The organism is Massilia sp. P2_C2, from assembly GCF_056404615.1.
The window spans coordinates 1-12,439 of record NZ_JBFUDR010000183.1 but is presented as its reverse complement, the minus strand read 5'-3'; the positions used below and the strand labels follow the sequence as shown (position 1 = coordinate 12,439).

The window sequence follows — 12,439 nt, the reverse complement described above, 5'->3', positions numbered from 1 at the left end:
CCTTGACGGCGAACGAAATGAAGATGTACCAGACCCCGGGCTCGGGTGTGTGCACCATCCCGAAGAAGATCATCACGAACAGCCACGTGAGGAACAGCTGGCGCCACTCGACGACGGCGAGCCAGTCGAAGAAGCGCCACCACAGCTTGCTGGCTTCGTTGAAGGCGTCGCGTACGAAGTCGAGTACGCGGTTGATGTCGCTGGCGCTCATGCCGTTCTCCGCTTATTGCTTGCCGTAGTGCTCGCGGTGTGCGCGGCGTTGTTCGTGATTTGTGCGGCGATGGTCGACGATGAAAGCGCTTGCGATAACCTTGATGCCGAGGAACAGTACGAACAGGAACAGCGCGAGGGGCAGGAGGCTGATCACGAAGGCGAGGCCGATGCAGCACGCCAGCATGGCGGGCAGCGGCATCACGGCGATGGCGCGCACGGCGCGGCGGCAGGCCTGGACGATGTCGCGGGCGAGGTCTTCCAGCGTGGCGGCGAAGGTGCGGAAACGGGCATGGGTCATGGTCCTCCCTGGTTCTCGCGGCCGCGCATGCCGGCGCGGTCCGGATGAACCCACTGTATGCGGATCGGGCACCGTCCGCCAGATCCCTACGATGAACTGCGGAATCGATGGGACCACCGGTCGTATGGGCCGATCGACAGGTGCCGATTTTCACCCCGTCCTGGCGCCAAGTTGGTTGCGCCAATGTCAATGTAATGGGTTAGAATCATTACACGAACAACTCATGGACGATCTGCTATGTCGAACCGTATCTTATTGCTTGACAATCCAAACCACCGCTGGAAAGTGCTGGGAACGGGCGTGGCCGCCAACGCCAGCTTTTCCGCCGTCTTCCAGGGCATCCCCACCACGGCGGTGTTCATGCGCAGCGACTATCATCTCGGCAACACCGAACTCGGCCTCGTGCTTGGGCTGCTGGGTGGCGGCATCGCGCTCAGCGAATTGCCATGGGGGGTATTGACCGACCGCTGGGGCGACCGCAAGGTGTTGTTGCTGGGGCTCCTGACGACGGCCGTGGCGCTAGCCCTGCTGGCGTTGCTGGCCGTGCCGGCGCCGCATGCTGTGCCCGACTGGAAGTACCTTGCGGCGGGCATGGGGTGCGTCGGCATCCTGGGCGGTAGTGTCAACGGGTCGAGTGGACGCGCGATCATGACCTGGTTCCCCGAAGGCGAGCGTGGCCTGGCGATGAGCATCCGCCAGACTGCGGTGCCGCTGGGCGGCGGCGTCGGCGCGCTCGTGCTACCGTTCCTGGCGCAGCGACATGGCTTCCTGGCCGTGTACGGGTTGTTGGCCGTGCTGTGCGCGACCACCTGTTTCTTCACGTGGCGCTGGGTGCACGAGCCGCCCGGCACGGGTGCCGCCAACGTCGGTGCCGCGCATGCGCATGCGCCTGCGTCGGCCCGGGCAGCGAGCCCCCTGCACGATCCCGGCATTTGGCGCATCGTGCTGGGCATGGGCGTCCTGTGCGTGCCGCAGTTCGCCGTGCTGACGTTCGCCACGGTGTTCATGCACGACTACGTGCACGCCAGCCTGCCGCTGATCACCGGGGGCATGATGAGTGTGCAGGCCGGCGCCATCGTGGCGCGCATCTGGAGCGGGCGCTGGACCGACCGCAACCGCAATCGCCGCGGCTACCTGCGCGCCTGCACGCTGTTTTCCATCGCCAGCTTTGCCGTGCTGGCGGGCGCGGTGGCGCTGGGCGACGACCGATCGGGCCCGGCTGGCTTTGCTACAATGGGCATCGTGGCATTGCTGGTGCTGTCCGGGATCTGCGTGTCGGCCTGGCACGGCGTGGCCTATGCCGAGCTGGCGTCGCTGGCAGGCGCGGCGCGCGCCGGCACGGCCCTGGGAATGGGAAACGCGTGCGCGTTCGCGGTGATGTTCCTGACGCCGATCGGCATCCCGCTGATCCTGTCCTGGTGGTCCTGGTCGGTCGTCTGGTTGGTGTGCGCGGCCAGCGCGCTCGTTGCTTTGCCATTGTTCCCGCGGCCCGCCGCCACGCCGGCGCCGCTCGGCGCACGCGCCACCTAGCGGATCGAAAGGAAGGGGTATGTCGGACGTGAAGTTTCGCTTTGACCTGGGCAGGCTGAGCCTGAACTTCGTTGCGACCGTCGGATCGCGTGGCAGTGCGCAGCCGGTCGAGCGTCTGCCCACCCCATCCCGGTTGCGCGACTGGATTGCCGAGAGCGGCCTGGCGCACGGCCCGGCCGATCTGCCGCAGGTCGGCGCACCCGACATGCTGCGCGCGCTCGCCCTGCGCGAGGCTCTGCACCGCCTCGTGCACGACATTTTCCACCGGCGCGAGCCGGCCGCCGCCGACCTGGACCTGGTCAACGCAACGGCCCGCGCGGCGGACCTGCCGGCGCCCCAGCTGCGGCGCGCGCCGGCAACGGGCGAATGGACCAGCGAGGCGGCCGCGCCGCTCACGCTGGAGCTGGTCCTGGCGGCGATCGCGCGCGATGCAGTCGACCTGCTGGGCGGAAACGAGCGCGGGCTGCTGCGCGAATGTGCGGGGCACGCCTGCGACGGCATCTACGTCGATCGTTCGCGCGGGTTCCGGCGCCAATGGTGTTCCAGCAAGACGTGCGGCAACCAGATGCGGGTGGAGCGCTTCCGCGAACGCACGGCTGCCGCCTGAACCGGTGCGTCCGGCCTGTCTTTCTTCATCTGTTCAGTGCCTGCGGATCGTTCGATCATGACAGTTTCCTGGACTGAACGAGGTGAACATCATGCATGGACTATCTTCTCCGCTATGCGAAGCGGAGGTGGCGGCATTCATCCGTCGCCTGCAGGCGGCCGGTGCGCGCTGCGGGCCTGATCACGGCCGGACGGCAGGCGCCGTGGCCGACCTGGTCGGCCGGCACGCGATTCCGGACCCGCTGGCGGTGCTGTGCGCGGCGGTCGGGGAACAGGCCGCCATGAGCGCACAGGACGAACCGCCGCTCGTGGACGTGTTCGCGCGGCTGGTGCGCGAATTGTGCGGGGCGCCGGCCTCCGCAACGCGGCGCCATGCCGCTCCCGTGCCGCCGTTCTACAGCATGCCCGCCTACCGCGGCTTCGTCGACGGCGTCTGAACGCGTGCGGGCCGGAGCGCGCGTGCGGTCCGGCCCGGTAGTGCTACGCCGTGCGTGTCAGGCCGGCGCGTGCCTTGCCTGCAGGGTCGCGAACGACACCAGCTCGCCGGCGATGGCGCTGGCGGCCACGGTCGGCGGACTGGCCAGCCACACCTGGCCCGGACCGGAACGGCCGGGGAAGTTGCGGTTCGTCGCGCTGACCGTCACCTGTTCCGCAGTGGTCGACGAGCCGGGACCGCAATTAGCGCAGGCCCCGCAGGCCGGTTGCAGCAGTTCCGCACCAACCGCCTCGAAGACGGAAAGATAGCCTCGTTCGGCGCAATAGTCGCGCACGTCGACGGTGCCGAACTGCAGGTACAGTCGGACGCCGGGCGCCACCGCCAGGCCATGCCGGACCGCCCACTGCAACACTTCGTGGTAATGATCGAAGTCCTCGCGCTTGCCGGCCGTGCACGAACCGCCGTAGGCGATGTCGATCGGTACCGGCTGCGCGTCCGGGACCAGGCGCATGCCGTTGCCGGGATCGCCCGGCGCCGCCACCATCGGCGCCAGCGCCGCGCAATCCAGCGTGATCACGTCGTCGTAGTGCGCGCCGGCGTCGCTGCGCATCCAGGGTTCGGGCGTGAATTCGATGCCGCGCCGTGCACGCAGGAAGCGCACGGTTTCCTCGTCCGGCGCGACGATGCCGGTGAAGCCGCCCAGTTCCGCCGTCATGTTGGTGAGCGTGGCCCGCTCGTCCGTGGACAGCTGGGCGATGGCCGGGCCGGCGAACTCGAACACCTTGCCGACGCCGGCGCCGGCCTTGATCGAGGCACTGGCCAGCAGGTGCAGCGCGATGTCCTTCGCCGTCACGCCGGCGGGCACGCGGCCTTCGAGGCGCACGAGGATCGAGCCGGGCATCGTCAGGCGGGCGAAGCCGGTGACCATGCTGCTGGCCATGTCGGTCGTGCCGACGCCGAACGCCACGCAGCCGAGCGCGCCGCTGTGCGGCGTGTGCGAGTCGGTACCGACCACGACCTGGCCGGGCAGGGCGTACTGCTCCGCCATCAGGGCGTGCGAGATGCCTTCCGAACCGGCGCCGTCGGCGAGATAGCCATGGGCTCGCACGCCGAAGCGGTCGACGAAGCGGCGATGGGCCTGCGACAGGCCGCGCAGGTCCGCAATGAGCCCGTTGCGTACGTGGACGTCGCTGCGCTCCATGTACGACAAATGATCCTCGAAAGCGACGATGCCGCGCGGTTCGTGCAGCGCGACCTCCGGGCCGAACGCGTTGTCCAGCAAATGGCTGCACATGCCGGTGTAGTACTCGTGGATGAAGCGCCAGTCGGTCCGTACGAACAGGCCCGCACCCGGTCGCGGCGCGGCGCCGTCGCCCATGTCCAGCGCGTGCCGCTCGACGACCTTTTCGAACAGCGTGCGCGGCCGGCTGGCGGCGGCCGCCAGCGCGGCGAACGCGCACGCGCCGTCGAAGCGGGCGCGCACGTACGGCAGCAGGCCGCCGCTCATCAGGATGGCCGCGCTTTGCCGGTCCCGGTCGGCCACCAGCGCGGCCAGGTCGAGCGGTTCGCCGCGCCGGATGCGGTCGAGCAGGCCGAGGTCGGTGGACGTGTACAGGCCGATGCTGTCCGCGTTCTGGCGGTAGATCCGCTCGAAGCTGGTGGCGATCACGAGGCGGATGCCCGCCGCGCGCTCGGCCAGCGGGCTGTGCTCCCTGGACGATCCCTTGCCGTAGCGTTTGCCCGCGACCGTGACGGCGAAGCCGCCCGCGGCGACGTCGTCCTTCGCGATCGGGCGCCGGCCGCCGGCCGTCAGGCCGACGTACGGATACCGTCCCAGGCGCTGGTCGTAATAAGCCAGGACCGGGATTGGCGTGATCTCGTCGGTGGAAACGTCGTCGCGCAGCGGCCCGGCTTCCTCAAGATCCAGGTCCTGCCCGTGCAGCTGGCGCGTGATCGTATCCGGATCTTCGGAGAGGAACAGGATGCGTCCCGCGATCCGCAGGGATGTCGTCGATGGGTACATTGTCGTTGTCTGGTCGTTGATTACATGAAGGCACGCAGCATCAGCACGTGCAGTTGTTCTTCCTGCTCCGGCGACGGCGCGGCGCGGCACGCCATCAGCCGCAGCAGGCGGGCGCGGGCCGTCGCCAGCGCCCGTCGTGCCGGCTCAGGCGGGAAACACATCGTCGACGCGCGCCACCGTCGCCGTGCGCGCGGCGATGCGCAGCGCCGCTTCGTGCAACTGGTCGGTCGACGAGGCACATGCGTCTTCGAGCACGGTCACGCGATAGTCCCGGTCGTGGGCCGCCATCGCCGTCGACAGCACGACGAACTCGGTCGACACGCCGGACAGCACGAGCGAGTCCACCTGCAGACGGCGCAGGATCAGGTCGAGGTTAGTCGCGAAGAACGGGTTGATCCGGTTTTTCGCGACCACGGGTTCGTGCGGGGCGGGCGCGAGCCGGGCGTGGATCTCGGTGCCCCAGCTGCCCAGCTGGATGCGCCGTTCGTGCCGGGCGACCGCGAACACGGGCGAGTCGTCCGGACATTCGATATAGCTCGAGGAAAAACCGACGATCACGAAAACGACGGGCACGCCGGCGTCGCGCGCGCGCTGCACGGCCGTTGCGGCACGCTCCAGCACGCCGCGACGCTGCACCTGGTCGTAATAGCCGTCCACCGCATATCTGCCTTCGGGATGGACGACGTCGTTGATGAAGTCGAGCACGAGTAAAGCCTGCTTTTTTGTCATGGTCCTGTCTTCGTAATGAGCGGGTTAGGTGGGTGGTTACTGTGCTGCGAGCGCGTCGACGGGTGCGATGGTGGCGGCACGCAGCGGAGCGACGATGTCCTCGGCGATGGCGTTGGCGTCGTGCACGAAGTCGGTCCAGAAGCCCGGCCGGCTGCTGCCCGCCTGCATGAACCAGCGCGTATGCTCGGACGGAATCCCGAGCACGTACAGCTCGCGCGCGGGCAGCCCGTTCTTGCCGACCGGGTGGAACGGTGCCGGCGTGACCGCCACGCCGCCCGTGACGAAGGACGCGTCGGCGTCGCTGTTGACGAAATTGGTCCAGATGCCTTTGCGGCGCAGGCTCGCGCTCAGCGGCGCGGTGTCGAGCTCCATGTTCGGTATCGGGATGCGCGCGTCGATGATCGTGCTCACGTCCACCCGCGAATGCGCGACCGCGGGCGAGAAACAGGCGAAGCAGCCACGCTGCGGATCGGGTTCCAGCGTCGTGTCGGGTCCGACGATGTGCAGCACGCCGGCCTCGATCAGGGCGATTGCCTGCAGCGTGCGCAGGCGCGGCGGCCCGGCAGACAGGAACGAGGAGCGCGGCACGTACCAGTCGAGGAAGTGCGCCTCGTAGGAGCGGGGCGCCAGACCGCCGAAGTCGACGAGCGCGCGGACCAGGCCGCGGATGTCGCGGATCACGTCGAGAGCAGCCTTCAGCGGCGAGTCGACGTTCCCGTCCAGCGCGTCGGCATAATCCTGGCGCAGCGCCTGCAGTAGTGCGACCTCGAACGCGGCGGGACTCTCGAACGAGCGACCGGCGAACGGGTGGGCGATCCGGTCGAGGTCGAGCGGCGCCAGGCCGGCCGCGCCATGCTCGTGCGCGAGCGCCGCCACGTCAGCGACGCTCATGGCCTGGTGCGCCCGGACGGCGTCCGTGAACACGGCCGCGGCCACCGCGCCGTGGCGCAGGCGGATCGTGGTGGCGTAGTACATGAGGTTGACCTCGGCCAGGACCAGCGGCTTGACCTGGCGCTCGAAGTCGACCGGACCGGCCGCGCGCATGGCAGCAACCCGCTCCTGCGACAGGATCACGCTGGTGTAGCGGAAGTTGGGCTCCTTCTGGTTGCGGCCGCGCGCCGGAATCAACATGCTGCTGCGCGAGCCGCCGTACAGGACCGGCTCCCTGCCCGAGGCCTGGTAGGCCAGGCTGCCGTCCGCGCGCTCGACGAAGCGGCCGCCGCGGCCGACCGTGAGCGCCGCCATCACGTCGTAGAACGACAGACCCAGGCCGAGGATGCCGACGGCTTCCCCCGGCGCGATCGCGGCCAGCGGCATGTCGGCCGCGGAGTCGCCGCGCAGGTAGCGCGTGCCGGGCGTCGCTTGCGCAAAGTCGGCCAGGCGGGCGTGCCGGCCGCGCAGTGCCGGCAACGAATGGCCCGTCACGAGCACGGCCCGGTCGACCCGGATCGTAAAGCCGTTCGACAGCGTGGCGACGTACTCGGCGCCGTCCTTGTGCAGGTCCGACACGTAGTCGGTGATCTTGAGCAGCCGCGCGTGCGGACGCAACGCGTCTTCGATGACCGACAGGACGAACTGCATGTAGCATCCGTGCAGCGCGCGCGGCGCGTAGCTGTTCGGCCCCGGATAGCCGGGGTCGCGCGCGGCCCACCATTGCGCCAGCGACGGTCCCGCGCCAGGGCGGGCCGGTCCGCCGTCGGCCGGTCCCGAGAAGGCCGACACTTCGTCGGCGACGGTGTTCATCATGAACCAGTCCGGCTGGTCGGTGCGCCAGATGCGGCCGCAGCCGACCTGGTGGGCGTCGATCAGGTAGAGTTCGACGGCGCGCGTGGTGCGTCCCTGGCCGATCAGGGCGGCCAGGCGTTCAAGCACGGACAGGCCGCGGGGGCCGCTGCCGATGATGGCGATGCGGTAAGGCCGCGTCGGCGCGGCGGTTGTTTGATGCGAAAGATCCACGTTCGTAAGCCTTATTCAGATTCGGCATGGGCCTGGACCGCGGCGCCGATGCGGCGCACGGCATCTTCGATCACCTCGGCGGAGGTAGCGAACGACAGGCGGATGAAGCCTTCGCCGCCGCTCCCGAAGGCGGAGCCCGGCGTCACCGCGACGTGCGCCTGGCGCAGCAGCCGCTGGCAGAACTGCACCGAATCGCCCATGCCGGTGCCACGGATGTCGGCAAAGACGTAGAAAGCGCCCTGCGGTTGGACGCAGTGGATGCCGTCGATCGCGTTCAGGCCGGACACGATCAGGTCGCGCCGCCCGGCATAGACGCGCCGCATGGCCTCGACCGGCGCCTGGTCGCCCGTGAGCGCGGCCACGCCGCCCAGCTGGACGAACGAGCTCGCGCAGCCGACCGAGTGCTGCTGCATCTTGAGCACTTCATCGATGATCTCCTGGGGCCCGGCCACATAGCCCAGGCGCCAGCCCGTCATCGCATAACCCTTGGAAAAGCCGTTGATGGTCAGCGTGCGCTCGCCCGCGCCGGGCATGGCGGCCAGGCTGACGTGGCGTTCCCCGTCGTAGATGACCTTTTCGTAGATCTCGTCGGAGACGATGTACAGGCCGTGCGTGCAGGCGAAGTCGGCAATCTCTGCGGCTTCCTCGTAACCGAGCACATGACCCGTCGGATTGTTCGGCGAATTGACGATGATGGCCTTGGTGTTCGGGCCGACCTTCGTTTCCAGGTCGGCACGTGTGATGGCGAAGCCGTTGTCGGCCGACAGCGGCAATTCGACGGGACGGGCACCGGACAGTTCCACCATCGCCTTGTAGCTGACCCAGCTCGGCGTGGGGATGATGACCTCGTCGCCGGGATTGAGCAGGGTCGCCAGCGTGATGAACAGCGCGTGCTTGGCGGACGGCGTGACGATGATGCCGGTGCGCGGGCTGACGATGATGTCGTTGTCGTCCGCCAGCTTGTTGGCGATCGCATCGAGCAGGGCGGGCAGGCCCCGGCTCGCCGTGTAATGCGTCCGGCCCTGCGCAAGCGCGGCGGCGGCCGCGGCGCTGATGTGGGCCGGGGTGCAGAAGTCCGGCTCGCCGCCGCCCATGTCGAGCACGTCGATCCCGCCGGCCCGTAATTCCTGGACCTTGTCGAGGATCGCATATGTGGCCGACAGCTCGATGCCGGCCACGCGATGGGAAAGTTGTTTCAGCAATTCACGCTCCTGATGTTGTTGAAGGCGCAGCCGCGTGCCGCGATGTGCACCTGGAGATCGCTCAGTCCGCGACGAGACCGGGGACGCCGCGCATCCAGCGGTGGGCATGGCGCCCGGCCGCGGCCTGGTTCCTGAACGCATACGTCTTGAGCAGCCAGCGGGTACGCGCCACGTTCGGGTCGGCGATCTCGATCTTTTCGCGGTTGTGCAGCCCATCCTGGTTGGCGAAGACGAGCAGGTCGCCGGTCAGGATGCGGTGGCGTTCGCGTTTAGCCTTGAGCAACGCATTGCCCACGGCGATCAGCGCGTCCTTGGCGACGTCCGGGCTGCCCGGCGCCACCGTCGTTGCCGTGGCGTAATAGCGGAAGCTGTGGTCGTTTTCCAGGATCGGGTGCACTTCGGACACGACGTGGTCCTTGTTCGTTTCGCGCGAAAAGATATCGAACGGCGTGATGAACCACGGCTGGCGCAGGACGTCCTGCTCGGCCGGCGACAGGTGCGCGAGCAGGTCGCGGCCGTCGACGTAGCCGGTGTAGATCAGTTCGTTCTCCGGGCAGCGCATGCCCAGCAGCGAGATATAGTCGGCGCGGACCGGATGGGCGGTGCGGTCGTTATGGAACATCAGTTCGCTGTCGCTGAAGCCGGTCTGTTGTCCGCTGTAGCGGTTGATCGCCACCACGTCGGTGAAGAAGTCACCGTTGTTCCGGCTGGCGTACGACAGCAATGGCGTGCCCGCCAGCCGCGCGAACAGCGCAAGCAAGGCCTCGCCGATGAACGTGCGTTTCTTCGCATATTTGTCTGCCAGCGGATTGTCGTGATCCAGTTCCGGCACTTCCGGATCGATGGGGCAATTGCGCAGGACATGGGCGTGGGATGTGCCGGCTTCGCGCTGGCGCCGGATCTCCGCGCATGCCTCGGTGAAAAAGGCCGGGACGGCCTGGACGTCGAACAACGTGCCGATCGACCGCATGAAGGCTGGGTAATCCTGGTAGGGGTTTTCCTGGACCTGGCTCAACGCATCATGCAGCGCGGTGCGCTCCGTGCCCGAAAAGGTGTACAGCGGTTTCATGATCATCCTCCGAGTTGATGGGTTTGCCATGTTGCTGGATTCATCATCGTCCCGACAGATGTCAGAGGGCAGGTAACTTCGGTCATGTGCTGGCCCGCTCAGGCGGTGCGCCACCGCTCYGGCACCATGTTCAGGCCACGTGCCAACAACAGCGGCCTGGGCGTGGCGTAGCCATGGCCGGGGTAAGACCGGGGCATGTGACTGGGCGAACCGGTCTCCGTCCTGAACGCCGACTGGTGCCGTTCCCGGCAGCGAATCGCCAGTTCGAGGCGCGACGTGACGCCGAACTTGCGCATCAGATCGAACATGTAGTTCTTGACCGTGCCGTAGCTGAGGTTGAGCGAGTTCGCGATGCGCTTGTTAGAGTATCCGGCCATGACCAGTTGCATGACGTCTTTCTGGCGTGCGGTCAGACGCACCCCGTCGTCTGGCGCGGGCTCCGGCGTGCGTGCGGTGCCGCTGTCTTGCGGGTGGACCAGTTGCATCGCCTGGCCGATCACACTGACGATCCGCACCAGGCTGTCGTTACACGCGCCGTGCGTCCGGGCAGCGATGTCGTGGCGTTTCGCCCTGGTCACGAAGCCGATGTCGCATAGCATGGGGAGCCGTGTCGCCGGGCGCGCCGTCAGCACTTCCCGCAGCTGTGCGATCAGTGCGACGCCGTTCGCCGCCGTGGGCAACAAATCGACCAGCACCAGGTCGATGGGTTCGCGCAGCACGTCCCGCACCAGGACCAGCGCGGCCTCGCAGCTTGTTGCGATGGTCAACTTCCAGCTGGGTAATTGTTTTTCGATAAAAGCTTGCAGGCCCAGCACGGTGGCCGGATTACTGTCGATGATTAGGCAATGCATACATACCTCTAAATTTGTGGGAAATTGAATCGGTCGGTCACGGGCGTGTTGCCAGTTGGCCGCCGGGTTCGTCGAAGGGTGCACGAATGGTTTCCACATGCGGCTCCGTCAGAAAAGTCATTTTCGGGATTCAATTGACGGGCCGAAGAATGGCCGGGTGTTTCTCGTGTCACCACGAGCAACCCCCGGTTTCATCGCGCCATGAATTGGAACCTGGCGAGATGCATATATAGACTTGCAGAATGAAGTAGCAGGAATATTTCTATACGTGCGCGGCGATTCCCGTTGTGGCGTCGCCGGTAGTCATGCTGCGTTGACCGGACCGCCACAGATCAAACAGATCAATGCACCGTTGGGGCTGCGCCAGCGATGGGTCGATCCCGGCTGGTAGACCACGAGACCTCCCTTGCCGTAAGTGCCGAATTCATCTTCGACACTTCCGTCCAAAATGAAAAACGTCTCGTGGCCGCCGTGGTGGTGCGGTTCGGCGAATGCGCCGGGTTCGCACCGGATCAGGGAAACGTGCTGGCCGCTTTGCGTGTCCTGGAAAAGGCGATGGATGGACACGCCCACACGTCCCAGTTGACTGTGTCTTTCCCACTGGATGGCGTCGGGATTGTCGACCAGCGTCATTAAATTGATATGATTCGGTATATACATTTATCTTCCTTTATTGACGATATATCGGATGGGCCAAAGTTGCATGGTAAGAAATTTCACTCATCATGCAGGAAGGAAGATTGTTCAGTAATATGAAATAAGACACCCTTGCCGATGATGTGAGAATTCACGTTTTTTACGGAATAACTGGCACCTCGAAAAACCTCGGCTGTGGCATGATTTCGCTTCCCCAACATTGCTGACGACGTAGCCATGATGAGACCGAGCCTGTTCGCCGCCCAGGAACGTGAAGCCAAACGAAATAAGCTGGGTGATACGTTGCAAGTGCTGGACAGGCACGTGGACTTCGCGGCGCTGGCGGCCGAAGTGGACCAAGCGGCGCCGCGGCCGGACCGATCGCGCGGCGGTAGGCCGCCCTTTCCGACGGAAGTGATGGTGGGAATCCTGCTGCTCCAACAACTGTTCAACCTGTCCGATGAGCAGATGGAATTCCAACTGCTGGACCGGATGAGTTTTCTGCGCTTCACGCGCTTGGCCGATACCAGCCGGTATGGCTCGCGAACATGAGACATATATTCTGCGTACTGTCCGCGTCGCTTTCGCTGGCGCCGGCAGTCGCCATGGCGGCCGGTCCGGTGGCGACAACAGCGGCCGGCTACTAACCTTCTAGAAAGTAATGTTAGTTCGTAATATAATGCTTGCATGAAATGCAAACGAACTTCTGACGGGCGAAAACTGGATCACCACTCGCTTCAGGTGATGCGCCAGCAGGCGATCAAAGCGGTGCGCGAAGGCCAGTCGGTGGCGAACGTCGCGGCCGCTTATGGTGTGAACGCCACCACGGTGTTCCGATGGCTGGCGAAATTTGCCGATGGGGGCCAAAACGCACTGCTGGCCAAGCCGAT

The 12,439-nt window shown here is 66.3% G+C and carries 14 protein-coding genes and 1 pseudogene; 5 read left to right on the top strand and 10 right to left on the bottom strand.

The window, feature by feature from the left end; all coding sequences use genetic code 11:
• A pseudogene (locus AC1DYX_RS19815) lies at window positions 1–211 on the bottom strand (sensor histidine kinase); the annotation flags it as partial.
• 12 nt (window positions 212–223) lie between these two features.
• A complete protein-coding gene (locus AC1DYX_RS19810) occupies window positions 224–511 on the bottom strand; it encodes a hypothetical protein (protein WP_477261936.1) in 288 nt (95 codons plus the stop codon).
• A gap of 237 nt (window positions 512–748) precedes the next feature.
• Here AC1DYX_RS19810 and AC1DYX_RS19805 point away from each other — a divergent pair, with 237 nt between their 5' ends.
• The 3 genes from AC1DYX_RS19805 (at window position 749) to AC1DYX_RS19795 (ending at window position 3,084) form a co-directional block, all read left to right on the top strand.
• Window positions 749–2,041 (top strand): MFS transporter, encoded by a 1,293-nt coding sequence (locus AC1DYX_RS19805; protein WP_477261934.1) that lies wholly within the window; start codon window positions 749–751, stop codon window positions 2,039–2,041.
• A 28-nt stretch (window positions 2,042–2,069) separates the two neighbouring features.
• On the top strand, window positions 2,070–2,648 hold the full coding sequence (locus AC1DYX_RS19800; RefSeq protein WP_477261932.1) for a CGNR zinc finger domain-containing protein: 579 nt from the start codon (window positions 2,070–2,072) through the stop codon (window positions 2,646–2,648).
• 91 nt (window positions 2,649–2,739) lie between these two features.
• On the top strand, window positions 2,740–3,084 hold the full coding sequence (locus AC1DYX_RS19795) for a hypothetical protein (RefSeq protein ID WP_477261930.1): 345 nt from the start codon (window positions 2,740–2,742) through the stop codon (window positions 3,082–3,084).
• Window positions 3,085–3,141: 57 nt separating this feature from the next.
• Here the strand turns inward: AC1DYX_RS19795 and AC1DYX_RS19790 are convergent, their stop codons facing one another.
• The 8 genes from AC1DYX_RS19790 to AC1DYX_RS19755 form a co-directional block, all read right to left on the bottom strand.
• Entirely contained in the window at window positions 3,142–5,106 is a 1,965-nt protein-coding gene (locus tag AC1DYX_RS19790) for an aconitase family protein (RefSeq protein WP_477261928.1), read from the bottom strand.
• Window positions 5,107–5,126: 20 nt separating this feature from the next.
• Entirely contained in the window at window positions 5,127–5,267 is a 141-nt protein-coding gene (locus AC1DYX_RS19785; protein WP_477261926.1) for a hypothetical protein, read from the bottom strand.
• Window positions 5,251–5,835 (bottom strand): cysteine hydrolase family protein, encoded by a 585-nt coding sequence (locus AC1DYX_RS19780; protein WP_477261924.1) that lies wholly within the window; start codon window positions 5,833–5,835, stop codon window positions 5,251–5,253. Before AC1DYX_RS19780 ends, AC1DYX_RS19785 begins: the two co-directional genes overlap by 17 nt.
• A 36-nt stretch (window positions 5,836–5,871) precedes the next feature.
• Window positions 5,872–7,791, bottom strand: coding sequence for an FAD/NAD(P)-binding protein (locus AC1DYX_RS19775; RefSeq protein ID WP_477261922.1), 1,920 nt, complete (start codon window positions 7,789–7,791; stop codon window positions 5,872–5,874).
• Between the two features lie 11 nt (window positions 7,792–7,802).
• Complete coding sequence (locus AC1DYX_RS19770) at window positions 7,803–8,993, bottom strand: pyridoxal phosphate-dependent aminotransferase (protein WP_477261920.1); 1,191 nt, start codon at window positions 8,991–8,993, stop codon at window positions 7,803–7,805.
• Between the two features lie 61 nt (window positions 8,994–9,054).
• Complete coding sequence (locus AC1DYX_RS19765) at window positions 9,055–10,062, bottom strand: TauD/TfdA family dioxygenase (RefSeq protein ID WP_477261918.1); 1,008 nt, start codon at window positions 10,060–10,062, stop codon at window positions 9,055–9,057.
• 98 nt (window positions 10,063–10,160) lie between these two features.
• Window positions 10,161–11,012, bottom strand: a complete 852-nt coding sequence (locus tag AC1DYX_RS19760) for a response regulator transcription factor (RefSeq protein ID WP_477261916.1) — start codon at window positions 11,010–11,012, stop codon at window positions 10,161–10,163.
• Between the two features lie 204 nt (window positions 11,013–11,216).
• Window positions 11,217–11,573 carry a cupin domain-containing protein gene (locus AC1DYX_RS19755; protein ID WP_477261914.1) on the bottom strand — a complete coding sequence of 119 codons (357 nt, stop codon included), beginning with the start codon at window positions 11,571–11,573 and terminating at the stop codon, window positions 11,217–11,219.
• A 213-nt stretch (window positions 11,574–11,786) separates the two neighbouring features.
• Between AC1DYX_RS19755 and AC1DYX_RS19750 the strand changes: the two genes are divergently transcribed.
• Together AC1DYX_RS19750 and AC1DYX_RS19745 are read left to right on the top strand one after the other, a co-directional pair.
• The gene (locus AC1DYX_RS19750; protein ID WP_477261912.1) at window positions 11,787–12,101 is read left to right on the top strand and encodes a transposase; all 315 of its coding nucleotides are present in this window, start codon (window positions 11,787–11,789) and stop codon (window positions 12,099–12,101) included.
• A gap of 135 nt (window positions 12,102–12,236) precedes the next feature.
• Window positions 12,237–12,439: helix-turn-helix domain-containing protein (locus tag AC1DYX_RS19745; RefSeq protein ID WP_477260376.1), on the top strand; the 203-nt coding region annotated here is incomplete at its 3' end.

Excerpts from the sequence above, each read along its gene's own strand:
- AC1DYX_RS19750 (WP_477261912.1), top strand. The coding sequence starts at position 11,787 with ATGATGAGACCGAGCCTGTTCGCCGCCCAGGAACGTGAAGCCAAACGA.
- AC1DYX_RS19790 (WP_477261928.1), bottom strand. The coding sequence starts at position 5,106 with ATGTACCCATCGACGACATCCCTGCGGATCGCGGGACGCATCCTGTTC.
- AC1DYX_RS19795 (WP_477261930.1), top strand. The coding sequence starts at position 2,740 with ATGCATGGACTATCTTCTCCGCTATGCGAAGCGGAGGTGGCGGCATTC.
- AC1DYX_RS19780 (WP_477261924.1), bottom strand. The coding sequence starts at position 5,835 with ATGACAAAAAAGCAGGCTTTACTCGTGCTCGACTTCATCAACGACGTC.
- AC1DYX_RS19765 (WP_477261918.1), bottom strand. The coding sequence starts at position 10,062 with ATGAAACCGCTGTACACCTTTTCGGGCACGGAGCGCACCGCGCTGCAT.
- AC1DYX_RS19785 (WP_477261926.1), bottom strand. The coding sequence starts at position 5,267 with ATGTGTTTCCCGCCTGAGCCGGCACGACGGGCGCTGGCGACGGCCCGC.
- AC1DYX_RS19755 (WP_477261914.1), bottom strand. The coding sequence starts at position 11,573 with ATGTATATACCGAATCATATCAATTTAATGACGCTGGTCGACAATCCC.
- AC1DYX_RS19805 (WP_477261934.1), top strand. The coding sequence starts at position 749 with ATGTCGAACCGTATCTTATTGCTTGACAATCCAAACCACCGCTGGAAA.
- AC1DYX_RS19810 (WP_477261936.1), bottom strand. The coding sequence starts at position 511 with ATGACCCATGCCCGTTTCCGCACCTTCGCCGCCACGCTGGAAGACCTC.